The organism is Serratia sp. TSA_7 (assembly GCF_052692135.1).
This window is the reverse complement of sequence record NZ_JBQZFU010000008.1, coordinates 1-23,609: the sequence shown is the minus strand read 5'-3', so window position 1 is coordinate 23,609 and position 23,609 is coordinate 1. Positions and strand designations below refer to the sequence as shown.

General features: G+C 56.2%; 18 protein-coding genes and 1 riboswitch. Of the genes, 8 read left to right on the top strand and 10 right to left on the bottom strand.

From position 1 onward, the window contains the following. Nucleotides 1–293 precede the first annotated feature (293 nt). The gene (gene rpoB / locus ACUTQW_RS20460) at nt 294–4,322 is read left to right on the top strand and encodes a DNA-directed RNA polymerase subunit beta (protein WP_004953940.1); all 4,029 of its coding nucleotides are present in this window, start codon (nt 294–296) and stop codon (nt 4,320–4,322) included. Between the two features lie 118 nt (nt 4,323–4,440). After that, nucleotides 4,441–8,664, top strand: a complete 4,224-nt coding sequence (gene rpoC / locus ACUTQW_RS20455; protein ID WP_004953943.1) for a DNA-directed RNA polymerase subunit beta' — start codon at nt 4,441–4,443, stop codon at nt 8,662–8,664. An 81-nt stretch (nt 8,665–8,745) separates the two neighbouring features. Here the strand turns inward: rpoC and ACUTQW_RS20450 are convergent, their stop codons facing one another. From ACUTQW_RS20450 to ACUTQW_RS20415, 8 genes are all read right to left on the bottom strand, one after another. Continuing rightward, entirely contained in the window at nt 8,746–9,171 is a 426-nt protein-coding gene (locus tag ACUTQW_RS20450) for a thioesterase family protein (protein ID WP_006323139.1), read from the bottom strand. 378 nt (nt 9,172–9,549) lie between these two features. After that, on the bottom strand, nt 9,550–10,683 hold the full coding sequence (gene thiH, locus ACUTQW_RS20445) for a 2-iminoacetate synthase ThiH (RefSeq protein WP_445654957.1): 1,134 nt from the start codon (nt 10,681–10,683) through the stop codon (nt 9,550–9,552). Then, a complete protein-coding gene (locus ACUTQW_RS20440; RefSeq protein WP_004953953.1) occupies nt 10,683–11,462 on the bottom strand; it encodes a thiazole synthase in 780 nt (259 codons plus the stop codon). The genes thiH and ACUTQW_RS20440 overlap by 1 nt, the downstream gene beginning before the upstream one ends. Before the next feature lies 1 nt (nt 11,463). Beyond that, nucleotides 11,464–11,664 carry a sulfur carrier protein ThiS gene (thiS, locus tag ACUTQW_RS20435; RefSeq protein WP_004953956.1) on the bottom strand — a complete coding sequence of 67 codons (201 nt, stop codon included), beginning with the start codon at nt 11,662–11,664 and terminating at the stop codon, nt 11,464–11,466. Then, nucleotides 11,661–12,410, bottom strand: a complete 750-nt coding sequence (locus ACUTQW_RS20430) for a HesA/MoeB/ThiF family protein (protein ID WP_006323151.1) — start codon at nt 12,408–12,410, stop codon at nt 11,661–11,663. Before ACUTQW_RS20430 ends, thiS begins: the two co-directional genes overlap by 4 nt. Nucleotides 12,411–12,414: 4 nt before the next feature. Then, complete coding sequence (thiE, locus tag ACUTQW_RS20425; RefSeq protein WP_006323152.1) at nt 12,415–13,053, bottom strand: thiamine phosphate synthase; 639 nt, start codon at nt 13,051–13,053, stop codon at nt 12,415–12,417. Beyond that, nucleotides 13,046–14,989 (bottom strand): phosphomethylpyrimidine synthase ThiC, encoded by a 1,944-nt coding sequence (gene thiC, locus ACUTQW_RS20420; protein ID WP_004953962.1) that lies wholly within the window; start codon nt 14,987–14,989, stop codon nt 13,046–13,048. Before thiC ends, thiE begins: the two co-directional genes overlap by 8 nt. A gap of 115 nt (nt 14,990–15,104) precedes the next feature. After that, a riboswitch (TPP riboswitch) is annotated at nt 15,105–15,228 on the bottom strand. A 39-nt stretch (nt 15,229–15,267) separates the two neighbouring features. Beyond that, on the bottom strand, nt 15,268–15,771 hold the full coding sequence (locus ACUTQW_RS20415) for an Rsd/AlgQ family anti-sigma factor (RefSeq protein WP_004953964.1): 504 nt from the start codon (nt 15,769–15,771) through the stop codon (nt 15,268–15,270). 99 nt (nt 15,772–15,870) lie between these two features. Between ACUTQW_RS20415 and nudC the strand changes: the two genes are divergently transcribed. The 6 genes from nudC (at nt 15,871) to ACUTQW_RS20385 (ending at nt 20,247) form a co-directional block, all read left to right on the top strand. Then, nucleotides 15,871–16,638 carry an NAD(+) diphosphatase gene (gene nudC / locus ACUTQW_RS20410; protein WP_006323154.1) on the top strand — a complete coding sequence of 256 codons (768 nt, stop codon included), beginning with the start codon at nt 15,871–15,873 and terminating at the stop codon, nt 16,636–16,638. A gap of 39 nt (nt 16,639–16,677) precedes the next feature. Then, nucleotides 16,678–17,742, top strand: coding sequence for a uroporphyrinogen decarboxylase (gene hemE, locus ACUTQW_RS20405; RefSeq protein ID WP_006323156.1), 1,065 nt, complete (start codon nt 16,678–16,680; stop codon nt 17,740–17,742). A 9-nt stretch (nt 17,743–17,751) separates the two neighbouring features. Continuing rightward, complete coding sequence (nfi, locus tag ACUTQW_RS20400) at nt 17,752–18,438, top strand: deoxyribonuclease V (RefSeq protein WP_006323158.1); 687 nt, start codon at nt 17,752–17,754, stop codon at nt 18,436–18,438. Nucleotides 18,439–18,486: 48 nt separating this feature from the next. Then, complete coding sequence (locus ACUTQW_RS20395) at nt 18,487–19,077, top strand: YjaG family protein (protein WP_004953973.1); 591 nt, start codon at nt 18,487–18,489, stop codon at nt 19,075–19,077. A 189-nt stretch (nt 19,078–19,266) separates the two neighbouring features. Continuing rightward, complete coding sequence (hupA, locus tag ACUTQW_RS20390) at nt 19,267–19,539, top strand: nucleoid-associated protein HU-alpha (protein WP_004929874.1); 273 nt, start codon at nt 19,267–19,269, stop codon at nt 19,537–19,539. A 36-nt stretch (nt 19,540–19,575) separates the two neighbouring features. Continuing rightward, nucleotides 19,576–20,247, top strand: a complete 672-nt coding sequence (locus tag ACUTQW_RS20385; RefSeq protein WP_020438310.1) for a DUF1481 domain-containing protein — start codon at nt 19,576–19,578, stop codon at nt 20,245–20,247. Between the two features lie 51 nt (nt 20,248–20,298). Here ACUTQW_RS20385 and purD read toward each other — a convergent pair whose 3' ends face one another. Beyond that, nucleotides 20,299–21,582, bottom strand: a complete 1,284-nt coding sequence (gene purD / locus ACUTQW_RS20380; RefSeq protein ID WP_006323160.1) for a phosphoribosylamine--glycine ligase — start codon at nt 21,580–21,582, stop codon at nt 20,299–20,301. Nucleotides 21,583–21,630: 48 nt separating this feature from the next. After that, nucleotides 21,631–23,220, bottom strand: coding sequence for a bifunctional phosphoribosylaminoimidazolecarboxamide formyltransferase/IMP cyclohydrolase (gene purH / locus ACUTQW_RS20375; protein WP_006323161.1), 1,590 nt, complete (start codon nt 23,218–23,220; stop codon nt 21,631–21,633). Nucleotides 23,221–23,609 lie beyond the last annotated feature (389 nt).

The following is a 23,609-nucleotide window of genomic DNA, read 5'->3' as shown; positions in this document are numbered from 1 at the left end:
TGATGGCTGGTGACTTTTTGGTCGCCAGCCTTTTTGCGCTGTAGGGCGTCAGTAGAGTTTCACACTGTTTGGCTACTGGCTAACCCCAATATTTCTTTCTATCGACGACTTAATATATTGCCCTCCCTGCAGCAGCCGAATCTGCCGCACAGTGCGATGAAATGATTTAAGCGTGATAGAAACGAGTATTGCGGAAAGTGTTCCCGCTTTCCGATCCACAAAATGGTGTTGCATGAACCGTCCTCTATCCGGACGGACAGATTGGGTCACTGATCAGCGAGCTGAGGAACCCTATGGTTTACTCCTATACCGAGAAAAAACGTATTCGTAAGGATTTTGGTAAGCGTCCACAAGTTCTGGACATACCATATCTCCTTTCTATCCAGCTTGACTCGTTCCAGAAGTTTATCGAGCAAGACCCAGAAGGGCAGTACGGCCTTGAAGCCGCATTCCGTTCTGTTTTCCCTATCCAGAGCTACAGTGGCAATTCGGAGCTGCAATACGTTAGCTACCGTCTTGGTGAGCCGGTGTTCGACGTCAAAGAGTGCCAGATCCGTGGTGTGACGTATTCTGCACCGCTGCGCGTAAAACTGCGCCTGGTAATCTATGAGCGCGAAGCTCCGGAAGGTACGGTCAAAGACATCAAGGAACAAGAAGTCTATATGGGCGAAATTCCGCTCATGACCGAAAACGGTACCTTTGTGATCAACGGTACTGAGAGGGTTATCGTATCTCAGCTTCACCGTAGTCCTGGCGTATTCTTTGACAGCGATAAGGGTAAAACCCACTCCTCGGGTAAAGTGCTGTACAACGCACGTATCATCCCTTACCGCGGTTCATGGTTGGATTTCGAGTTTGACCCGAAAGACAACCTGTTCGTGCGTATTGACCGTCGCCGTAAACTGCCTGCGACCATCATTCTGCGCGCGCTGCAATTCACCACTGAGCAGATCCTTGACCTGTTCTTTGCGAAAGTTGTGTTCGAGATCCGTGATAACAAGCTGCAGATGGAGCTGGTTCCAGAGCGTCTGCGTGGTGAAACTGCTTCGTTTGATATCGAAGCCAACGGCAAGATCTACATTGAGAAAGGCCGTCGTATCACCGCTCGTCATATCCGTCAGCTCGAAAAAGACGAAATTCAGAGTATTGAAGTACCGGTTGAGTACATTGCGGGCAAAGTGGTCGCGAAGGACTATATCGATACCAATACCGGTGAGCTGATCTGCGCGGCCAACATGGAGCTGTCGCTGGATTTGCTGGCCAAACTGAGCCAGTCAGGCCACAAACGTATCGAAACGCTGTTCACCAACGATCTGGATCACGGTGCGTATATCTCTGAGACTCTACGTGTCGACCCAACCAGCGATCGTCTGAGCGCACTGGTAGAAATCTACCGCATGATGCGCCCTGGTGAGCCGCCAACGCGCGAAGCTGCCGAAAGCCTGTTCGAGAACCTGTTCTTCTCTGAAGACCGCTACGATCTGTCTGCGGTTGGCCGTATGAAGTTCAACCGTTCCTTGCTGCGCGACGAGATCGAAGGTTCGGGCATCCTGAGCAAAGACGACATCATTGAAGTGATGAAGAAGCTCATCGATATCCGTAACGGTAAAGGCGAAGTGGACGATATCGACCACTTGGGCAACCGTCGTATCCGTTCCGTCGGCGAAATGGCTGAGAACCAGTTCCGTGTAGGCCTGGTGCGTGTTGAGCGTGCGGTTAAAGAACGTCTGTCCCTGGGCGATCTGGACACCCTGATGCCTCAGGACATGATCAACGCCAAGCCGATTTCGGCTGCGGTGAAAGAGTTCTTCGGCTCCAGCCAGCTGTCTCAATTTATGGACCAGAACAACCCGTTGTCCGAGATTACGCACAAACGTCGTATCTCTGCATTGGGCCCAGGCGGTCTGACCCGTGAACGCGCCGGCTTCGAAGTTCGAGACGTACACCCGACTCACTATGGTCGCGTGTGTCCAATCGAAACGCCGGAAGGTCCAAACATCGGTCTGATCAACTCCTTGTCCGTGTACGCACAGACCAACGAGTATGGCTTCCTGGAAACCCCGTACCGCCGCGTGCGTGACGGTCTGGTTACCGATGAAATCAACTACCTGTCTGCTATTGAAGAAGGCAACTTCGTTATCGCTCAGGCGAACTCCAACCTGGATGATGACGGCCGCTTCGAAGAAGACCTGGTCACCTGTCGTAGTAAAGGCGAATCAAGCCTGTTTAGCCGCGATCAGGTTGACTACATGGACGTATCAACCCAGCAGGTTGTCTCCGTTGGTGCTTCACTGATTCCATTCCTGGAACACGATGACGCCAACCGTGCATTGATGGGTGCGAACATGCAACGTCAGGCGGTTCCGACTCTGCGTGCTGACAAGCCGCTGGTAGGTACCGGTATGGAACGTGCGGTTGCGGTTGACTCCGGTGTTACTGCCGTAGCCAAACGTGGCGGCGTGATCCAGTACGTGGATGCTTCCCGTATCGTTATCAAAGTTAACGAAGACGAGATGCTCGCGGGCGAAGCAGGTATCGATATTTATAACCTGACCAAGTACACCCGTTCTAACCAGAACACCTGCATCAACCAGATGCCGTGTGTGAACCTGGGTGAGCCAATCGAGCGCGGCGACGTGCTGGCAGATGGCCCGTCCACGGATCTGGGTGAACTGGCGCTGGGCCAGAACATGCGCGTGGCGTTCATGCCTTGGAACGGCTACAACTTCGAAGACTCCATCTTGGTGTCCGAGCGTGTGGTTCAGGAAGATCGCTTCACGACCATCCACATCCAGGAACTGGCGTGCGTGTCTCGCGACACCAAGCTGGGGCCTGAAGAGATCACTGCCGACATCCCTAACGTGGGTGAAGCTGCGCTCTCCAAACTGGATGAATCCGGTATCGTGTATATCGGTGCTGAAGTGACCGGTGGCGACATTCTGGTAGGTAAGGTAACGCCGAAAGGTGAAACCCAGCTGACGCCAGAAGAGAAGCTGCTGCGCGCGATCTTCGGTGAGAAAGCGTCTGACGTTAAAGACTCTTCTCTGCGTGTACCAAACGGCGTTTCCGGTACGGTTATCGACGTGCAGGTCTTCACCCGCGATGGCGTGGACAAAGACAAGCGTGCGTTGGAAATCGAAGAAATGCAGCTGAAGCAGGCGAAGAAAGACCTGACTGAAGAACTGCAGATCCTGGAAGCTGGCCTGTTTGCACGTATCCATGCGGTGCTGGTTGCCGGTGGCGTTGAAGCTGAGAAGCTGAGCAAGCTGCCACGCGATCGCTGGCTGGAACTGGGCCTGACCGACGAAGAGAAGCAAAACCAGCTGGAACAGCTGGCAGAGCAGTACGACGAGCTGAAATCCGACTTCGAGAAGAAGCTGGACGCCAAGCGTCGTAAGATCACCCAAGGCGACGATCTGGCACCAGGCGTGCTGAAAATCGTTAAGGTTTATCTGGCCGTTAAGCGTCAGATTCAACCGGGTGACAAGATGGCAGGCCGCCACGGTAACAAGGGTGTTATCTCCAAGATCAACCCGATCGAAGATATGCCTTACGATGAAAACGGCACGCCGGTTGACATCGTACTGAACCCGCTGGGCGTACCATCACGTATGAACATCGGTCAGATCCTGGAAACCCACTTGGGTATGGCTGCGAAAGGCATTGGTGAGAAGATCAACCAAATGCTGAAGCAGCATCAGGAAGTGGCCAAGCTGCGTGAGTTCATTCAGAAGGCTTACGATCTGGGCGACAATGTCTGCCAGAAAGTTGACCTGAACACTTTCACCGACGACGAAGTACTGCGTCTGGCAGAGAACCTGAAAAAAGGTATGCCAATCGCCACGCCGGTGTTTGATGGTGCGAAAGAGAGTGAAATCAAGCAACTGCTGGAAATGGGCGGAATCCCAACTTCTGGTCAGATTACGCTGTTCGATGGCCGTACCGGTGAGCAGTTCGAGCGCCAGGTTACCGTTGGCTATATGTACATGCTGAAACTGAACCACTTGGTTGACGATAAAATGCACGCCCGTTCAACCGGTTCGTACAGCTTGGTTACTCAGCAGCCGCTGGGTGGTAAGGCGCAGTTCGGTGGTCAACGCTTCGGTGAGATGGAAGTGTGGGCACTGGAAGCATACGGCGCAGCTTATACCCTGCAGGAAATGCTCACCGTTAAGTCGGATGACGTTAACGGCCGTACCAAGATGTACAAAAACATCGTGGATGGCGATCACCGCATGGAACCAGGCATGCCGGAGTCCTTCAACGTACTGTTGAAAGAAATCCGCTCGCTCGGTATCAACATCGAACTGGAAGACGAGTAATCGTTTTTCCGGCTCAGGCTCCCGGCCTTAGGGAGCCTGAGGGTGGTTGTTCAGGTCACACGGGCGCGCGATTTGTCAGCGTGCGCCCAACAGGTTTAACTCCGACAGGAGCCAATCCGTGAAAGACTTATTGAAGTTTCTGAAAGCGCAAACTAAGACCGAAGAGTTTGATGCGATCAAGATTGCTCTGGCATCGCCAGATATGATCCGTTCGTGGTCGTTCGGTGAAGTTAAGAAGCCGGAAACCATTAACTACCGTACGTTCAAACCAGAACGTGACGGCCTTTTCTGCGCCCGTATCTTTGGGCCGGTAAAAGACTATGAGTGCCTGTGCGGTAAGTACAAGCGCTTAAAACACCGCGGCGTGATCTGTGAGAAGTGCGGCGTTGAAGTGACCCAAACCAAAGTGCGCCGTGAGCGCATGGGCCACATCGAGCTGGCTTCACCGACTGCGCACATCTGGTTCCTGAAATCGCTGCCTTCGCGCATCGGTTTGCTGCTGGATATGCCGCTGCGTGACATCGAACGTGTACTGTACTTCGAATCCTATGTGGTTGTTGAAGGCGGTATGACCAACCTCGAGCGTCGTCAGATCCTGACTGAAGAGCAGTATCTGGATGCGTTGGAAGAGTTCGGTGACGAATTCGACGCCAAGATGGGTGCGGAAGCCATTCAGGCCCTGTTGAAAAACATGGATCTGGAAGCGGAATGCGAGCAGCTGCGTGAAGAGCTGAACGAAACCAACTCCGAAACCAAGCGTAAGAAGCTGACCAAGCGTATCAAGCTGCTGGAAGCGTTCGTGCAGTCTGGCAACAAGCCAGAGTGGATGATCCTGACCGTGCTGCCGGTACTGCCGCCGGATCTGCGTCCGCTGGTTCCGCTGGATGGTGGCCGTTTCGCGACTTCAGATCTGAACGATCTGTACCGCCGCGTTATCAACCGTAACAACCGTCTGAAACGCCTGCTGGATCTGGCCGCGCCTGACATCATCGTGCGCAACGAAAAGCGTATGCTGCAAGAAGCGGTAGATGCCCTGCTGGATAACGGCCGTCGCGGTCGTGCGATCACCGGTTCCAACAAACGTCCTCTGAAATCTTTGGCCGACATGATCAAAGGTAAGCAGGGTCGTTTCCGTCAGAACCTGTTGGGTAAACGTGTTGACTACTCCGGTCGTTCTGTAATCACCGTAGGTCCATACCTGCGTCTGCATCAGTGCGGTCTGCCTAAGAAAATGGCGCTGGAGCTGTTCAAACCGTTCATCTACGGCAAGCTGGAACTGCGTGGCCTGGCCACGACCATCAAAGCCGCCAAGAAAATGGTTGAGCGCGAAGAAGCTGTCGTTTGGGACATCCTGGACGAAGTTATCCGCGAACACCCGGTACTGCTGAACCGTGCGCCAACCCTGCACCGTTTGGGTATCCAGGCGTTTGAACCGGTTCTGATCGAAGGCAAGGCAATCCAGCTGCACCCGCTGGTTTGTGCGGCATATAACGCCGACTTCGATGGTGACCAAATGGCTGTACACGTACCGTTGACGCTGGAAGCCCAGCTGGAAGCGCGTGCGTTGATGATGTCTACCAACAACATCCTGTCACCTGCGAACGGCGAGCCAATCATCGTTCCTTCTCAGGACGTTGTACTGGGTCTGTACTACATGACCCGTGACTGTGTTAACGCCAAAGGCGAAGGCATGGTGCTGAGCGGCCCGAAAGAAGCGGAACGTATTTACCGCGCCGGTCTGGCCTCTCTGCATGCGCGTGTCAAAGTGCGTATCACTGAAGAGATCAAAAACACCGAAGGCGAGTCTGTACATCAGACTTCGATCGTCGACACTACCGTTGGTCGCGCCATCCTGTGGATGATCGTGCCAAAAGGTCTGCCGTACGCGATCGTTAACCAGCCTTTGGGCAAGAAAGCGATCTCCAAGATGCTGAACACTTGTTACCGCATCCTGGGCCTGAAGCCGACCGTTATCTTTGCTGACCAAATCATGTATACCGGTTTTGCCTATGCTGCCCGTTCAGGCGCTTCAGTAGGTATCGATGACATGGTTATCCCGGCCAAGAAAGCGGAGATCATCGAAGAAGCGGAAACCGAAGTTGCCGAAATCCAGGAGCAGTTCCAGTCTGGTTTGGTCACCGCCGGTGAACGTTACAACAAAGTGATCGATATCTGGGCTGCGGCGAACGAACGTGTTGCTAAAGCGATGATGGAAAACCTGTCGGTTGAAGACGTGGTTAACCGTGACGGCGTTGTGGAACAGCAAGTTTCCTTCAACAGCATCTTTATGATGGCCGACTCCGGTGCGCGTGGTTCCGCCGCTCAGATTCGTCAGCTGGCCGGTATGCGTGGTCTGATGGCGAAGCCGGACGGTTCCATCATCGAAACGCCAATCACCGCGAACTTCCGTGAAGGTCTGAACGTACTCCAGTACTTCATCTCCACTCACGGTGCTCGTAAAGGTTTGGCGGATACCGCACTGAAAACGGCTAACTCCGGTTATCTGACCCGTCGTCTGGTTGACGTGGCGCAGGATCTGGTGGTTACCGAAGACGACTGTGGTACTCACAACGGCATCACGATGACTCCGGTTATCGAAGGTGGCGACGTTAAAGAGCCACTGCGTGAACGCGTTCTGGGCCGTGTAACTGCAGAAGATGTCATCAAGCCGGGTACGGCGGACATTCTGGTTCCACGCAACACGCTGCTGCATGAGAAGACCTGTGACCTGTTGGAAGAGAACTCTGTCGACAGCGTTAAAGTCCGTTCCGTAGTTAGCTGTGAAACCGACTTTGGTGTGTGTGCAAACTGCTATGGTCGCGACCTGGCACGTGGTCACATCATCAACAAAGGCGAAGCTATCGGCGTTATCGCGGCACAGTCAATCGGTGAGCCGGGTACACAGCTGACGATGCGTACGTTCCACATCGGTGGTGCGGCATCTCGTGCGGCTGCTGAATCCAGCATCCAGGTGAAAAACAAGGGTACGCTGAAGCTGAGCAATGTGAAGTTCGTTATGAACGCCACAGGCAAGCTGGTGATCACCTCTCGTAACACCGAACTGAAGTTGATCGACGAATTCGGCCGTACCAAAGAACGCTATAAAGTGCCTTACGGTTCTGTCATGGGCAAAGGTGACGGTGCAGAAGTTAACGGCGGCGAAACCGTTGCTAACTGGGATCCGCACACCATGCCAGTTATCACCGAAGTGAGTGGTTTCATTCGCTTTGCTGATATGGTTGATGGCCAGACCATTACTCGCCAGACCGACGAACTGACCGGTTTGTCTTCTCTGGTCGTTCTGGACAGCGCAGAGCGTACCGGTAGCGGTAAAGACCTGCGTCCGGCACTGAAAATCGTTGATGCCAAAGGCGACGACGTATTGATCCCAGGTACTGATATGCCTGCTCAATACTTCCTGCCAGGTAAAGCGATTGTGCAGTTGGAAGACGGCATTCAGATCGGTGCGGGTGATACCCTGGCGCGTATTCCTCAGGAATCCGGCGGTACCAAGGATATTACCGGTGGTCTGCCACGCGTTGCGGACCTGTTCGAAGCTCGTCGTCCGAAAGAGCCGGCAATCCTGGCTGAGATCAGCGGGATTATCTCGTTCGGTAAAGAGACCAAAGGCAAACGTCGCCTGGTAATCTCTCCGCTGGACGGCAGCGACGCATACGAAGAGATGATTCCAAAATGGCGTCAGCTCAACGTGTTTGAAGGCGAAATTGTGGAGCGTGGCGACGTTGTTTCTGACGGCCCAGAGTCTCCGCACGACATTCTGCGTCTGCGTGGTGTGCATGCGGTTACCCGCTACATCACCAACGAAGTGCAGGAAGTTTACCGTCTGCAAGGCGTTAAGATTAACGATAAACACATCGAAGTTATCGTTCGTCAGATGCTGCGTAAAGGCACCATCGTTAGTGCTGGTAGCACCGAGTTCCTGGAAGGCGAGCAGGCTGAAGTGTCTCGCGTTAAGATTGCCAACCGTCAACTTGCTGCCGCAGGCAAAATCGAGGCAACCTTCTCACGCGATCTGCTGGGTATCACCAAGGCTTCCTTGGCGACCGAGTCCTTCATCTCCGCAGCATCGTTCCAGGAAACGACGCGCGTTCTGACCGAAGCGGCTGTTGCCGGTAAGCGTGATGAACTGCGCGGCCTGAAAGAGAACGTCATCGTGGGCCGTCTGATCCCAGCCGGTACCGGTTACGCTTATCACCAGGATCGTATGCGCCGTAAAGCACAGGGTGAAGTGCCGGTTGTTCCGCAGGTAAGCGCGGAAGAAGCGACAGCTAACCTGGCTGAATTGCTGAACGCAGGTAACCTGGGCGGTAACGACGAGTAATCGTTGATATGCCTTGGGGGCCGGTACGCCGGACCTTGCCAGATAAACCGCCCCTTCGGGGGCGGTTTTTTTTCGCCCGTATCACACGCCGGCAAAACCCTTGACCTGTTGATACTGCCGGACGCTTGCTACCACCACGTCCGGTGCGACCACACCTTCTCGCCCTAAAATCACCGCCCGCGAGGTGCCCTGAGCGACGATCCGGTCGCCAACGCTGAAAGTATGGGTGGCATAGAAATAGCGTTCGTCCCAGTGGGTAATGCTCATGCTGACCTGATAGCGCTGGAACGGCTGCAGCGCCTTTTTGTAATCCATGGTGTGCTGGCTGATGATCGGTGACCAGCGTCGTTTAAGCATCAACGCCATCAGGCCGGTGCGGATAAACAAATCGACCCGGTTCAGGTCGCATACCGTCATGTAGCGGCCATTGTTCATATGCAGATTAAGGTCGATGTCATTCAGCCAAACTCGGGTCGCCAGCTGGTTGGTCAAAGCGTCCATCGACATACGCGGTTTCCAGCACGATGAGAGTAAAACCCAGATCAGTCGCAGATACAGATTCATAGTGGTTATCTCGCAGAGTTATCAGACCGCGTCGGCGATCAGACTTTAAATGTGGTCCAACCAGTTTATTTTGTCAAAAGACCGGCGAGATGAATGCGGGAGGAGTCAAATATTAGGAGGTCCCGGAGTCGCGCGGGAGGGTATCCGGCGCGATCCGGGGGTTGGTAAGCAGAGCCGTTGAGAAAATAGCGGCTCCGGCTGGTGCCGGATTCGGAAGCCAGCATCGCCACTATAGCCGCGCTGATTTCCCATACCAGCAGCCTCTGCAGGCTTTGCGCGGTGCTTCCATGGCATTTCCAACGGTGCTGCAAAGATTGCAAATTACTGCGTGTTACGCCCCAGATATCCGTCCCAGTCTTTCCATACCGGCTGCAAACCGGCGTCGCTGATAGCTTGCGACACCTGTTGCGGTGTGCGGCCGTCGTGTGGTTCGAACTGTTCCAGTTCAGGCGGCACATCGTCGGCATAGCCGCCGGGTTGGGTTTTGGAGCCGGCGCTGACGCTGTTGATCGCTACCGGGATCATATGATCACGGAAGAACGGCGACTCGCGTGTCGACAGAGACAGCTCTACGTCAGGAGCGAAAAGGCGAAAGGCGCAGATTAACTGTACGAGTTGCGGTTCGCTCATGATTGATGCCGGTTCGATGCCGCCGGCGCAGGGACGCAGGCGCGGGAATGAAATTGAGTAGCGGCTCTGCCAGTATGTTTGCTGGAGATAGAACAGGTGTTCGGCCAACATGTAGCAATCGGTGCGCCAGCTATTGGAAAGCCCGATTAGCGCGCCAAGGCCGATCTTGTCGATCCCCGCGCGGCCGAGACGATCCGGCGTGGCCAGCCGCCAGTGAAAGTCCTGTTTCTGGCCGCGCAGGTGATGTTGTTGGTAAGTGGAAGGATGATAGGTTTCCTGGTACACCAGCACACCATCCAACCCCAGCGTTTTCAGCTCGGCATATTCCTCCTGCGCCAACGGCTGCACCTCCATCATCAGCGAGCTGAAGTGGGTGCGGATCGCCGGAATATGATCGCGAAAATAGTTCATGCCGACCTTGGTCTGGTGTTCGCCGGTGACCAGCAACAGGTGCTCGAAACCCAATGCCTTAATCGCCAGGCATTCGCGCTCGATCTCGGTAGCATTGAGCGTTTTGCGTTTGATGTGGTTACCCATCGAGAAACCGCAATAGGTGCAGTCGTTGGCGCACAGGTTGGACAGGTACAGCGGCACGTAGAAGCCGACCACGTTGCCAAAGCGTTGGCGCGTCAGCTGTTGTGCACGCTGCGCCAGCGGCTCCAGGTAGGGCGCAGCTGCGGGTGAGATCAACGCCATAAAGTCTTCACGCGTCAATTTTTCCGCATTGAGCGCCCGTTCGACATCCAGCGCAGTTTTACCGTTGATGCGCAGCGAGATATCGTCCCAATCGAGCTGTTGCCAGCGGCTACTGAAATCATCTGCCATCACAACGCCTCCCCAGGTTGGCTAAGGAAGGCGGTCAGTGGGCTGGAGGCCACTGCATTGCGGCTGCGGCCACCCAACCCGGCCTGGCGAGCCAGCTCACCGGCTTCCAATGCCAAACGGAACGCGCGTGCCATTTGTACCGGGTCGCGCGCCACGGCGATTGCCGTATTCACCAGCACCGCATCGGCGCCCAGTTCCATCGCCTCCAGCGCATGGCTTGGCGCACCGATGCCGGCATCGACCACCACCGGCACTTTGGCCTGTTCGATAATGATTTCCAGGAAGTCGCGGGTCCGCAGCCCGCGATTGGAGCCTATCGGTGCGCCGAGCGGCATCACCGCTGCGCAGCCCACCTCTTCCAACCGTTTACACAACACCGGATCGGCGCCGCAGTAGGGCAATACCACAAAGCCCTCTTTAACCAGCGTTTCAGCCGCTTTCAAGGTTTCAATCGGGTCCGGCAGCAGATATTTCACGTCGGGATGAATTTCCAGTTTTACCCAATGGGTGCCAAGCGCCTCACGCGCCAGTCGGGCGGCAAACACGGCTTCAGCGGCGGTTTTGGCGCCCGAAGTATTGGGTAACAGGCGCACGCCCAACTGTTGAAGTGGCGCAAGAATGGCATCGTTGCCGCCGCGCAGGTCAACGCGCCTCATCGCCATGGTCACTAGTTGCGAGCCGGAGGCTTGCAGCGCGTCCAGCATCAGCGCAGGGGTGGCGAATTTTCCGGTGCCGGTAAACAGGCGTGAGGTAAAGGTGGTATCGGCGATTTGCAGCATGTCAGCCTCCGGCAATCGCTTGAAACAGCAGGATGTCATCACCGTCCTGCACCTGGTGGTTAGCCCAATCGGCGCGCGGGATGATAGTTTGGTTAATCGCCAGTGCGGTGCCTGGCTGGTGGCGTTCCAACTGCTCAAGCAGGGCGGTGACGCTCAGTGGTTGCGCCAGTTCCAGCGGTTGGTCATTCAGCCGGATTTTCATGCCGCGCCTCCGCATACCGGGCAGGTGCTGGCCTGGCTGAGCTGCAATGTACTCCAGCTTTGCTGCTTGCCGTCGAATAGCCGCAACTTGCCGCTGAGCGACGAGGGCATGCCCGCCAGCATTTTTATCGCCTCGAGCGCCTGCAGGGTGCCAATGACGCCAACTACCGGGCCGAGCACGCCTGCGGTGCGGCAGTTGCGTTGCGGTTCGGTTTGCTCCGGGTACAGACAGGCGTAGCAGCCGTGGGCATAGGGCGGTTCAATCACCAGCAACTGGCCGCTGAAGCCGACCGCGCTGCCGCTGATCAGCGGTTTGCCGGCGGCGATACAGGCGGCGTTCACCTCATGGCGGGTTGTCATGTTATCGCTGCAATCCAGGATCAGATCGGCGCGCTCCACGGCATCTTGCAAGGTTTTTCCCTGCAGACGCTGTTCCAGCGCGATGGATTCCACCTGCGGATTCAGCGCCTGCAACTGACGCTGCGCCAGAGCGGCTTTGCTTTTGGAGACGTCGGTACTGCGGTAGAGGATCTGACGCTGCAGGTTGGTGATATGCAGCGTATCGTCATCGGCCAACAGCAGCGTGCCGACGCCGGCAGCGGCCAGATAGAGTGCGGCGGGGGAACCTAGTCCCCCCAGTCCGACCAGCAAAACCGACGCCTGTTTAAGCTTTTCCTGGCCTTGCGGGCCCACGTCCTCCAGCAGCAGCTGGCGGCTGTAGCGCAGAAATTCTTGATCGTTAAGCATCGAATCACTCCTTGCCTTCGATCAGTTGCAAAAGCTGCGCGGTGGCCACACGCCAGTCCAGAGCCTTGGTGATAGCGCTGACTACGGCTACACTGCCGACGCCGCAATCCAGCACTGCCGCCACGCGATCAATCCCGATCCCGCCGATCGCTACCGTTGGGTAGTCACCCAGCCCGGCGACATGGCGTTTCAGCTCAGCCAGGCCTTGAGGTGCGGAAGGCATCTCTTTGGTTTGGGTTGGGAAGATGTGTCCCAGCGCGATATAGGAGGGTTTAACTGCGATTGCCCGGGCTAATTCGGTATCGTCATGGGTGGAAACGCCAAGCCGTAATCCTGCCCGATGGATCGCCGCCAGATCGGTGGTATCCAAATCTTCCTGACCGAGGTGCACGCCATAGGCGCCGTGCTTAATCGCCAGTTGCCAGTAGTCGTTGATAAACAGCCGGGCGTGATATTGCTTGCCGAGGGCTATGGCGGCGGCGATATCATCCTCGACTCGCTCATCCGGCAAATCCTTGATGCGCAGTTGGATCGTGGTTACGCCCGCCTCCAGCAGGCGGGCAATCCATTCAACGCTGTCGACGACCGGGTATAACCCCAACCTGTGCGGCGTGGCGGGGAAAGGCGTGGCGATATCAGTCATTGTTCATCTCCTCCTGCAGGTTACCGACGCTGTGGTACAGCTCGCTGCCCCGTGAACGGAACTCGGCCGACATCTTCTCCATACCGGTTAGCTGCACCTCTATCGGCTTGGCTGCTTCCTGCGCGGCGGCGTAGTCGCGCACCTCTTGCGAGATCTTCATCGAGCAGAACTTCGGCCCGCACATTGAGCAGAAATGGGCGATTTTGCCGGACTCCTGCGGCAGGGTTTCGTCGTGATAGGCACGGGCGGTGGCGGGATCGAGCGCCAGATTGAACTGATCTTCCCAGCGGAATTCGAAGCGAGCTTTGGACATGGCGTTATCACGGATTTGCGCACCTGGGTGGCCTTTGGCCAAGTCAGCAGCGTGGGCGGCGATCTTGTAGGTGATCAATCCCTGCTTCACGTCTTCTTTGTTCGGCAGGCCCAGGTGTTCCTTCGGCGTTACGTAGCACAGCATGGCGCAGCCGAACCAGCCGATCATCGCGGCCCCTATGCCGGAGGTGAAGTGGTCATAACCGGGTGCGATATCGGTGGTCAATGGGCCTAAGGTATAGAACGGCGCTTCATGGCAGTGTTCCAGCTCTTCGGTCATGTTGCGGCGGATCATCTGCATCGGCACGTGACCTGGGCCTTCGATCATCACTTGCACGTCATATTCCCAGGCGATTTTTGTCAGTTCGCCCAGCGTGTGCAGCTCAGCGAACTGCGCTTCGTCGTTGGCGTCCTGAATCGAACCGGGGCGCAGGCCGTCACCCAGCGACAGCGATACGTCGTAGGCGGCACAGATTTCACAAATTTCGCGGAAGTGTTGATACAGGAAGTTTTCCTGATGATGCGACAGGCACCACTTGGCCATGATCGAACCGCCACGAGAGACGATGCCGGTCAGGCGTTTGGCGGTCATCGGCACATAACGCAGCAGCACACCGGCGTGGATGGTGAAGTAGTCGACGCCTTGCTCCGCCTGCTCCAGCAGCGTATCGCGGAACATTTCCCAGGTCAGGTTCTCGGCCACGCCGTTCACTTTTTCCAGCGCCTGATAGATAGGCACCGTGCCGATCGGCACCGGGCTGTTACGCAGGATCCATTCACGGGTTTCATGGATATAGCGGCCGGTGGACAAATCCATCACGGTGTCTGCGCCCCAGCGGGTTGACCACACCAGCTTCTCCACTTCTTCTTCGATCGACGAAGTCACTGCCGAATTGCCGATATTGGCATTGACCTTCACCAGGAAGTTACGGCCGATGATCATCGGTTCGGATTCCGGGTGGTTGATGTTAGCGGGAATGATGGCGCGGCCGGCGGCCACTTCCTGGCGAACGAATTCCGGCGTGATGTTTTGCGGCAGGTTGGCGCCCCAGCTTTGACCGGGATGCTGGTGGCGCAGCACTTCGCCGCGGATACGCTCGCGGCCCATGTTTTCGCGGATGGCGATGAATTCCATTTCTGGGGTGACGATGCCGGCGCGAGCGTAGTGCAACTGGGTGACGCATTTGCCCGGCTGCGCCTTGCGCGGCAGCGGCAGATGTTCGAAGCGCAGATGATCCAACCCTTCGTCTGCCAGACGCTGCTGAGTGAACCCTGAACTGACGCCTTTGAGGGCTTCGGTATCGCCACGTTCTTCGATCCAGCCGGCGCGCAGTTTCGCCAGGCCGCGATGCACATCGAGCTCGGATTGCGGATCGCCGTACGGGCCGGCGGTGTCATATACCGGGATAGCTTCGTTCTGCTCGTATTGCGGGTTGTCTTTGTCACCGCCAATCAGCGTCGGGCTGAGCTGGATTTCGCGCATCGGGACCCGCACATCGCTGCGCGAGCCTTGCAGATAGATGCGGTGTGAATTGGGAAAGGATACGCCTTGCAGAGTGTCGATAAACTGCTGGGCTTCTTCGCGCTGTTCTTTACGGGCGCGCGGTTTTTTAACGTTAGACATAGCAAATTCCTACCAGTGTGATGAGTGGGGAAAATTGCTTGTCTGGAGCTCGGAGGGAGTAATGATACTGGCCGGCAAGGCGGAGGTATCCCCGTTCGGGAAGCCCTGCCAGTGGCGATAGATTACTCTTGTTCCCTTCGCGGGTATTAACCCGATCAGGTTCCGCGGATCCCGAATTAACGGTCTCAGCCTGGCCAATTTGATGAGCAAATCAGCGCTAGGCACTCCGACAAGATGCCCTCCAGTATAGGAGGGTTAATAAAAAAAACTACAAAATTCTAACGCGTCTGATCCACCGCTTTATCCGGCAGAGGTTGCTGCGAGGCTTTGGTCGCCAGTTGGATCAGCTTATCTTCCAGGGCAAAGCGTGCCTCAAGTGTTTCACCGATATCCGAGAGCGCCCGGTGGAATTCCATGCACACGTCCTGATCGATATCTACTTCGGTATAGCGATCGTGGAAAGTCATGATCTGCTCGGTATTGACCCAAAGTTTGGGATAGATGTTTACCGATAGCGACATTTTCGGACTGGGTGCGGCTTCCACTTGTTTGATAATTCTGTCATAGATATGAAAATGCCCGGCAGAGAGATAATCCACCAAATTATGGCAAAAGTTCTCCAGCGCTTTTTCATTCAGCGGCGTATGCTTTTCTTTGTTCGGTTTGATGCCCACGAGGGTGCAATAGGCGACGAGCAACTGCTTGCGCGCCTGAAGCCATTGATCAACTAATTCATTACTACCACCAACGCGCTGAGTCAGGCTTTCCAAACGGTTGAGCATGTTTGACTCCGTAAGTAATAAAAAGTAACAGTAAGTTATTAAAATGTAACAAGGCCGATTTGTAGAGTGCCAGTGAAGCTGAGGTTGTGCAACAACGATATGGAACTTGCATTAACGGGTAATGAAAATGGCTGGTGGATCGTCAGCCATGAAAGCAAACTTTGGTTACCGCGCGGTGAATTGCCGTTCGGTTCGGCGTCGTCGTTTTCCCTGCAGGGGCGAATGGCGCGCACCATTGGTGAATGGGAAGGGCTGCCGGTGTGGTTGGTGCGCCAGACGATGCCGCAGGATATGGGCTCGGTGCGTCAACTGCTCGAACTCGATCGCGGGTTGTTTCAGCTTGCCGGGCGCGGCGTGCAACTGGCCGATTTTTACCGCTCTCATCGCTTCTGCGGTTATTGCGGCCATGAGATGCACCTGAGCCGTACCGAGAGCGCCTGCTTGTGCGGTCACTGTCGGGAGCGTTACTACCCGCAGATTGCACCCTGCGTGATCGTCGCTATTCGGCGTGACGATGAGATCCTGCTGGCGCAGCATGTGCGTCATCGCGGCGGCATTCATACTGTGCTGGCCGGTTTTGTCGAGGTCGGCGAAACGCTGGAGCAAGCGGCCGCACGCGAGGTGATGGAAGAAAGTAATATTGAAATCAAAAACCTGCGTTATGTGACTTCTCAACCCTGGCCGTTCCCGCATTCGCTGATGATGGCCTTTATGGCCGATTACCACCGCGGTGAGATTCGTCACGATCCGAAAGAGCTGCTGAACGCCGGCTGGTACCGTTATGACCAGTTGCCGCTGTTGCCGCCACCCGGCACCGTGGCGCGCCGCCTGATAGAGGACACCGTAGCCTTATGCCGTGAGCAATAAATCGCTACAATAACGGCAGATGAATAAGGGAGCCCTATGATGAATGAGTTGAAGAACGATCGTTACCTGCGCGCGTTGCAACGTATGCCGGTGGATGTGACCCCCGTATGGATGATGCGTCAGGCCGGTCGTTATTTGCCGGAGTACAAAGCTACCCGCGCTCAAGCCGGCGATTTCATGTCGCTGTGCAAGAATGCGGAGTTGGCCTGTGAGGTTACGCTGCAACCGCTGCGCCGCTATGCGCTGGATGCCGCCATCCTGTTCTCCGATATCCTCACCATTCCCGATGCTATGGGGCTGGGCCTGTATTTCGAAGCCGGTGAAGGCCCACGCTTCTCTTCACCCATCACCAGCCGTGCCGACGTGGACAAACTGCCGGTGTTCGATCCGGAAGTGGAACTGGGCTATGTGATGAACGCGGTACGCACCATCCGTCGCGAACTGAAAGGCGAAGTGCCGCTGATTGGCTTCTCCGGCAGCCCGTGGACGCTGGCGACCTATATGGTGGAAGGCGGCAGCAGCAAAGCCTTCACCAAGTTGAAAAAAATGATGTACGCCGAACCGGCCACGCTGCATTTGCTGCTGGATAAGCTGGCGGACAGCGTCATTTTGTATCTTAACGCCCAGATTAAAGCCGGTGCGCAGTCGGTGATGGTGTTCGATACCTGGGGCGGCGTGCTGACCGGCCGTGACTATCGTGAATTCTCGCTGCACTACATGCACAAGATTGTCGACGGGTTGCTGCGTGAAAACGACGGCCGCCGCGTGCCGGTCACGTTATTCACCAAAGGCGGCGGCCAGTGGCTGGAGGCGATGGCGGCGACCGGTTGTGACGCGCTGGGTCTGGACTGGACTACCGATATTGCGGATGCGCGCCGTCGCGTAGGCGACAAAGTTGCGCTGCAGGGGAATATGGATCCGTCCATGCTGTATGCGTCGCCTGAACGCATCGGTCAGGAAGTGGAAACCATTCTCGCCGGTTTCGGCCACGGCGAAGGCCACGTGTTCAACCTGGGCCATGGTATTCATCTGGACGTACCGCCGGAAAATGCCGGCGTGTTTGTGGAAGCCGTTCACGCTCAATCGGCGAAATACCATCGTTAAGGAAAGGATGTGATCGATACCCAAGCCCTGCGCGCAGAGCAGTTGCGGCTCGCGTCTGAAGTCATCCGCCACGATGACTTTCTGGTCGATACGCCGGCTTTTATCGCCGGCGCTGACGTGGGTTTTGAGCAGGAAGGTGCGGTGACGCGAGCCGCCATCGCCATCCTGCGGTATCCGTCGCTGGAACTGGTGGAATACCAGATTGCCCGCGTGGCTACCACCATGCCTTATATTCCCGGTTTTCTTTCATTCCGCGAATACCCCGCGTTGCTTGCCGCGTGGGAGCAATTGCAACAGAAGCCAGAGCTGGTTTTTGTCGACGGCCATGGTATCTCGCATCCGCGCCGCCTGGGCGTTGCCAGCCACTTTGGGTTGTTGGTCAACGTGCCGACCATCGGCGTGGCAAAGAAGCGCCTGTGCGGTAAATTCGCCCCGCTTGATGTTGCCGCCGGTGCGCTGGCGCCGCTGGAGGATAAAGGCGAACAGCTTGGCTGGGTGTGGCGGAGCAAGGTACGTTGCAACCCGTTGTTTATCGCCACCGGCCACCGCGTCAGCACCGACAGCGCACTGGCCTGGGTACAGCGCTGTATGGCGGGTTACCGTTTACCGGAACCCACTCGTTGGGCCGATGCCATCGCTTCGCGCCGGCCGGCCTTCCAGCGCTGGCTGCAACAGCATCCAGAGGTGCCGCAATGACCGATTTCGGGTACACTGCGGCGCAGATAACGCGTAAGAGAGTGAACAATGCTACGTAACCCGATTCATTTACGTCTGGAAAAGCTTGAAAGCTGGCAACATTTGACCTTTATGGCCAGTTTGTGCGAGCGTATGTATCCGAATTACCAGATGTTCTGCCTGCAGACCGAGTTCGGCGATCCGGCCATTTACCGCCGCATTCTGGATTTGGTGTGGGAAACCCTGGTGGTGAAGGATGCCAAGGTCAACTTTGACAGCCAACTGGAGAAGTTGGAAGAGGCGATACCCTCGGCAGAAGATTACGATCTTTACGGCGTTTACCCGGCGATTGACGCCTGTATCGCATTAGGGGAACTGATCCATTCGCGGCTCAGCGGGGAGACGCTGGAGCACGCCATTGCCATCAGCGAAACGTCAATTCGCACCGTGGCGATGTTGGAAATGACTCAGGCCGGTAAAGAAATGACCGACGATGAGTTGAAGGTTCTGCCTGCGGTAGAGGAAGAATGGGACATTCAATGGGAAATTTTCCGCCTGTTGGCTGACTGCGAAGAGCGTGATTTAGAGCTGATCAAAGGGTTACGTTCGGACCTTCGCGAGGCCGCGGTAAGTAACATCGGGATAAATTTAACGCAATAAGGCAAGAAAACGTGATTTAACGCCTGATTTGTCATGCCTTAAGGCTTCACATCCGCACCCTGTCTGGTCTACATTTGGGGGGCGTAAAAAAAGTGGCTATCGGTGCGTGTATGCAGGAGGGTGCTGTCAATCGGCATATCCGTCGCACTCGATGCTTTGCAAACGATAAACACACTGTAAGGATAACTTATGAACAAGACTCAACTGATTGATGTAATCGCGGACAAGGCTGACCTTTCCAAAGCACAAGCTAAACTGGCTCTGGAATCCACCCTGGCTGCTATTACTGAGTCTCTGAAAGAAGGTGATGCGGTACAATTGGTTGGTTTCGGTACTTTCAAGGTAAACCATCGTAGCGAGCGCACTGGCCGCAACCCACAGACTGGTAAAGAAATCAAAATCGCAGCTGCCAACGTGCCTGCGTTCGTTTCTGGTAAAGCACTGAAAGACGCAGTTAAGTAATACTGCGTGTTGGTGAAAAGATTAAACAGAGGGGCGATGGCGCCCCTTTTGTTTGTCCGTCAGGCGCTGCTGGCCATTGGCATTGCCGGTGGCCTAAGCGCCTGCAGCAGTCATTCCGATCCCCCCACCTTTAGCGCCAGCGGCTATGTGGCTGACCAGGGCGTTATGCGTCTGTGGCGTAAAGACGACGACCAGCAACGCCCACAGGTGCTGATGAGTGTCTACAGCCCTTATCGCGGGCCAGGCACGGTCACCACCCTGTACGAATACCAGAACGGCGAACTGCGCCAGATTAAGCGCACTGACGCCGATCGCGACCAAGACTCCATTCAATTGCGCTTTGCCGATGACGGCACGGTGAGCTTTATGCAACGCCAATTGGCTACGCGGCGTGAGCAGTTGACCGGCGATGAGATCGCCTTGTATCAATATCAGGCGCGGCGGGTTCTTGAACTGAGCGAGGCGTTGCGCGTCGGTAAGGTGAAGCTGATACAAGGGCGTTGGCAGCAGGGCGTGGTGCAAACCTGTGATGGGCAATCAATCAAACCGGGGCTGGATAATAATGCGGAAGCCTGGATCGCGCGGCGTGCCCGCAACAGCGGCCAACCGGTGAATATAGCCTGGTTGGATGCACCTGAAGGACGCGAACTGTTGCTGGTGGCGAACGACGATTTTTGCCGCTGGGAACCGAAAGAAGATACGCTATAAAAAAAGGGCTCTGTATGCAGAGCCCCGTTGGATTGTGGTGCGACGTTCAGATCATTTGCCGCGGGCAATCGCGCGATAGCCTATATCGTTGCGACAGAAACTGCCCTGCCACTGAATGCCTTTCGCCAACTGGTATGCGCGTTGCTGCGCTTCCGCCACCGTTGCACCCAGCGCCGTCACGCACAGTACGCGCCCACCGTTAGTGACAACATCCTCGCCTTGCATGCGCGTACCGGCATGGAACACTTTGCCGTCGACACTTTCCTGCTGCGGTAAGCCCTGAATCACGTCACCGTTGCTGTAGTCGCCCGGGTATCCACCGGCCGCCAGGACCACGCCCAAAGCAGGGCGATCGTCCCACTCCGAGGTTTTCTCGCCCAGCTTGCCTTCCGCCCCGGCCAGACACAGTTCAACCAGATCGGAACGCAGACGCAGCATGATGGGCTGCGTTTCCGGATCGCCGAAGCGGCAGTTGAACTCAATCACCTTCGGCTGGCCGTCTGCAGAAATCATCAGCCCGGCGTACAGGAAGCCGACGTAGGTATTACCTTCCGCGGCCATACCACGTACCGTTGGCCAGATGACCTGATCCATTGCGCGCTGGTGGATTTCATCAGTGACCACTGGGGCAGGGGAATAGGCGCCCATACCGCCGGTGTTAGGGCCGGTATCGCCATCACCAACGCGTTTGTGATCCTGGCTGGTGGCCATCGGCACCACGTTCTCGCCGTCGACCATCACGATAAAACTGGCTTCTTCACCGTCAAGGAACTCTTCCACCACGATACGGTGGCCCGCGTCGCCAAAAGCGTTGCCGGCCAGCATGTCCTGCACTGCGTCTTCCGCTTCCTGCAGTGTCATGGCGACGATGACGCCTTTACCGGCGGCAAGGCCATCAGCCTTAATGACGATGGGCGCGCCTTTGCTGCGTACGTAGGCCAGCGCCGGTTCAACGTCGGTAAAGTTCTGGTATTCGGCGCTCGGAATGTTATGGCGCGCCAGGAAGTCTTTGGTAAAGGCTTTAGAGCCTTCCAACTGTGCGGCTGCCTGGGACGGGCCAAAGATTTTCAGGCCGGCGGCCTGGAAGGCGTCAACCACGCCAATCACCAGCGGCGCTTCCGGCCCAACAATGGTCAGACCGATGTCATGGCTCTGCGCAAAGGCAACCAGCGCCGGAATATCGGTGGCGGAGATTGCTACGTTTGCCAGGTTTGGTTCCAGCGCAGTACCGGCGTTGCCCGGTGCGACGTAAACGTTGTCTGCCAGCGGTGACTGAGCGACCTTCCATGCCAGCGCATGTTCACGCCCGCCGTTGCCGATAATTAAAATGTTCATCAGGTACTCCGTGCAGAGCGTGCGCCGTGGCGCACGCGGCAAAAGGGATTAGTGGCGGAAGTGGCGCATGTCGGTGAAGATCATCGCAATGCCGTGCTCGTTGGCGGCGGCAATCACTTCGTCGTCGCGGATTGAACCGCCAGGCTGGATCACGCAGGTGATGCCAACCGCCGCAGCGGCATCGATGCCGTCACGGAACGGGAAGAAGGCGTCGGATGCCATGGCGGAACCTTTCACTTCAAGCCCTTCGTCAGCCGCTTTGATTCCGGCGATTTTGGCGGAGTAAACGCGGCTCATCTGGCCGGCGCCTATACCGATAGTCATGTTATCGCGCGCATAAACGATGGCGTTGGATTTCACGAACTTGGCTACTTTCCAGCAGAACAACGCATCACGCAGTTCCTGAGCGCTTGGCTGACGTGCGGATACCACGCGCAGATCGCCCTCGGTAACCATACCCAGATCGCGATCCTGCACCAACAGGCCGCCGTTGACGCGTTTGAAGTCCAGAGCGGCAACGCGCTGCTGCCACTGGCCGCAGGCCAGCACGCGCACGTTTTGCTTGGCGGCCAACAGAGTGCGGGCTTCCTGGCTGATGCTCGGTGCAATGATCACTTCCACGAACTGGCGGCTAATGATGGCTTGTGCGGTCGCGGCATCCAGCTCACGGTTGAAGGCGATGATACCGCCAAACGCCGAGGTTGGGTCGGTCTGGTAGGCGCGCTCGTAGGCCGCCAGAATATCGTCGCCGATCGCCACGCCGCATGGGTTGGCGTGCTTGACGATCACGCAGGCCGGCTCACCGAACTCTTTCACGCATTCCAGCGCGGCGTCGGTATCGGCGATGTTGTTATAGGACAGTGCCTTGCCCTGCAACTGGTCTGCGGTAGCGACAGAAGCTTCCTGAACGTTCTCTTCTATATAGAAGGCAGCTTGCTGGTGGCTGTTTTCGCCGTAGCGCATATCCTGCTTCTTGATGTAGTTAAGGTTCAGGGTGCGTGGGAAACGGCCGGCAGGTTGTTCAGTATCACCGTGATAGGCCGGAACCAGTGCGCCGAAGTAGTTGGCGATCATGCTGTCGTAGGCGGCGGTATGCTCGAAGGCTTTAATCGCCAGATCGAAACGGGTGGCGTATTGCAGCGAGCCATCGTTGTTATCCATCTCGGTAATGATGGCGGCGTAGTCGCTGCTCTTCACCACGATGGCGACGTCTTTATGGTTCTTGGCTGCGGAGCGCACCATGGTCGGGCCGCCGATATCGATATTCTCGACGGCGTCTTCCAGCGAGCAATCCGGGCGCGCGACTGTCTGGGCGAACGGATAAAGGTTAACGACCACCATGTCGATCGGCTTGATGTCGTGCTGGCCCATGATCGCATCGTCCTGACCGCGGCGGCCCAGAATGCCACCGTGTACTTTGGGATGCAGGGTCTTAACTCGTCCGTCCATCATTTCCGGGAAACCGGTGTAGTCGGAAACTTCGGTAACAGGCAGGCCGGCATCTGCCAGCAAGCGGGCGGTGCCGCCGGTGGAGAGTAGTTCGACGCCACGCTGGGAAAGCGCTTCGGCGAATTCAACGATACCGGCTTTGTCGGAGACGCTGAGCAGAGCCCGGCGGATTGGACGAGGTTGTTGCATGGTTTTATCCCTTGGCTTTGGAGTCGCAATAAAGAGCGTTACGTGAATTTCCACCTGCTTCTCTCTATAAGGAAAGGATTTTCTCTCTATAGAGGAGCAATCGGGCACAGATTCAGGTAACGACCTTATAAAAGAGGGAGCGTTTCGTCGCGAGGAATTGTAGCGAAAACGTTTGCGCGGTGCTCGTAAATTTTCCGCGCAAATGGGTTCTGTGGATAAAGTTGTGCACAACAGGGTATAAGGACGGGTTTTGCTGTGGAATGCAGCAAACGATCGTTTTTGTCGAAAATACCTGTTGCGGCCTGCGAGGAACTCCCTATAATGCGCCTCCATCGACACGGAACATGTGAACAACTTCACAGAGTCTCCGGGGTTCGAAGAGAAAAAAC

Excerpts from the sequence above, each read along its gene's own strand:
- rpoB (WP_004953940.1), top strand. The coding sequence starts at position 294 with ATGGTTTACTCCTATACCGAGAAAAAACGTATTCGTAAGGATTTTGGT.
- ACUTQW_RS20450 (WP_006323139.1), bottom strand. The coding sequence starts at position 9,171 with ATGTCGATGGACGCTTTGACCAACCAGCTGGCGACCCGAGTTTGGCTG.
- thiH (WP_445654957.1), bottom strand. The coding sequence starts at position 10,683 with ATGGCAGATGATTTCAGTAGCCGCTGGCAACAGCTCGATTGGGACGAT.
- ACUTQW_RS20440 (WP_004953953.1), bottom strand. The coding sequence starts at position 11,462 with ATGCTGCAAATCGCCGATACCACCTTTACCTCACGCCTGTTTACCGGC.
- thiS (WP_004953956.1), bottom strand. The coding sequence starts at position 11,664 with ATGAAAATCCGGCTGAATGACCAACCGCTGGAACTGGCGCAACCACTG.
- ACUTQW_RS20430 (WP_006323151.1), bottom strand. The coding sequence starts at position 12,410 with ATGCTTAACGATCAAGAATTTCTGCGCTACAGCCGCCAGCTGCTGCTG.
- thiE (WP_006323152.1), bottom strand. The coding sequence starts at position 13,053 with ATGACTGATATCGCCACGCCTTTCCCCGCCACGCCGCACAGGTTGGGG.
- thiC (WP_004953962.1), bottom strand. The coding sequence starts at position 14,989 with ATGTCTAACGTTAAAAAACCGCGCGCCCGTAAAGAACAGCGCGAAGAA.
- ACUTQW_RS20415 (WP_004953964.1), bottom strand. The coding sequence starts at position 15,771 with ATGCTCAACCGTTTGGAAAGCCTGACTCAGCGCGTTGGTGGTAGTAAT.
- nudC (WP_006323154.1), top strand. The coding sequence starts at position 15,871 with ATGGAACTTGCATTAACGGGTAATGAAAATGGCTGGTGGATCGTCAGC.
- hemE (WP_006323156.1), top strand. The coding sequence starts at position 16,678 with ATGAATGAGTTGAAGAACGATCGTTACCTGCGCGCGTTGCAACGTATG.
- ACUTQW_RS20395 (WP_004953973.1), top strand. The coding sequence starts at position 18,487 with ATGCTACGTAACCCGATTCATTTACGTCTGGAAAAGCTTGAAAGCTGG.
- hupA (WP_004929874.1), top strand. The coding sequence starts at position 19,267 with ATGAACAAGACTCAACTGATTGATGTAATCGCGGACAAGGCTGACCTT.
- ACUTQW_RS20385 (WP_020438310.1), top strand. The coding sequence starts at position 19,576 with ATGGCGCCCCTTTTGTTTGTCCGTCAGGCGCTGCTGGCCATTGGCATT.
- purD (WP_006323160.1), bottom strand. The coding sequence starts at position 21,582 with ATGAACATTTTAATTATCGGCAACGGCGGGCGTGAACATGCGCTGGCA.
- purH (WP_006323161.1), bottom strand. The coding sequence starts at position 23,220 with ATGCAACAACCTCGTCCAATCCGCCGGGCTCTGCTCAGCGTCTCCGAC.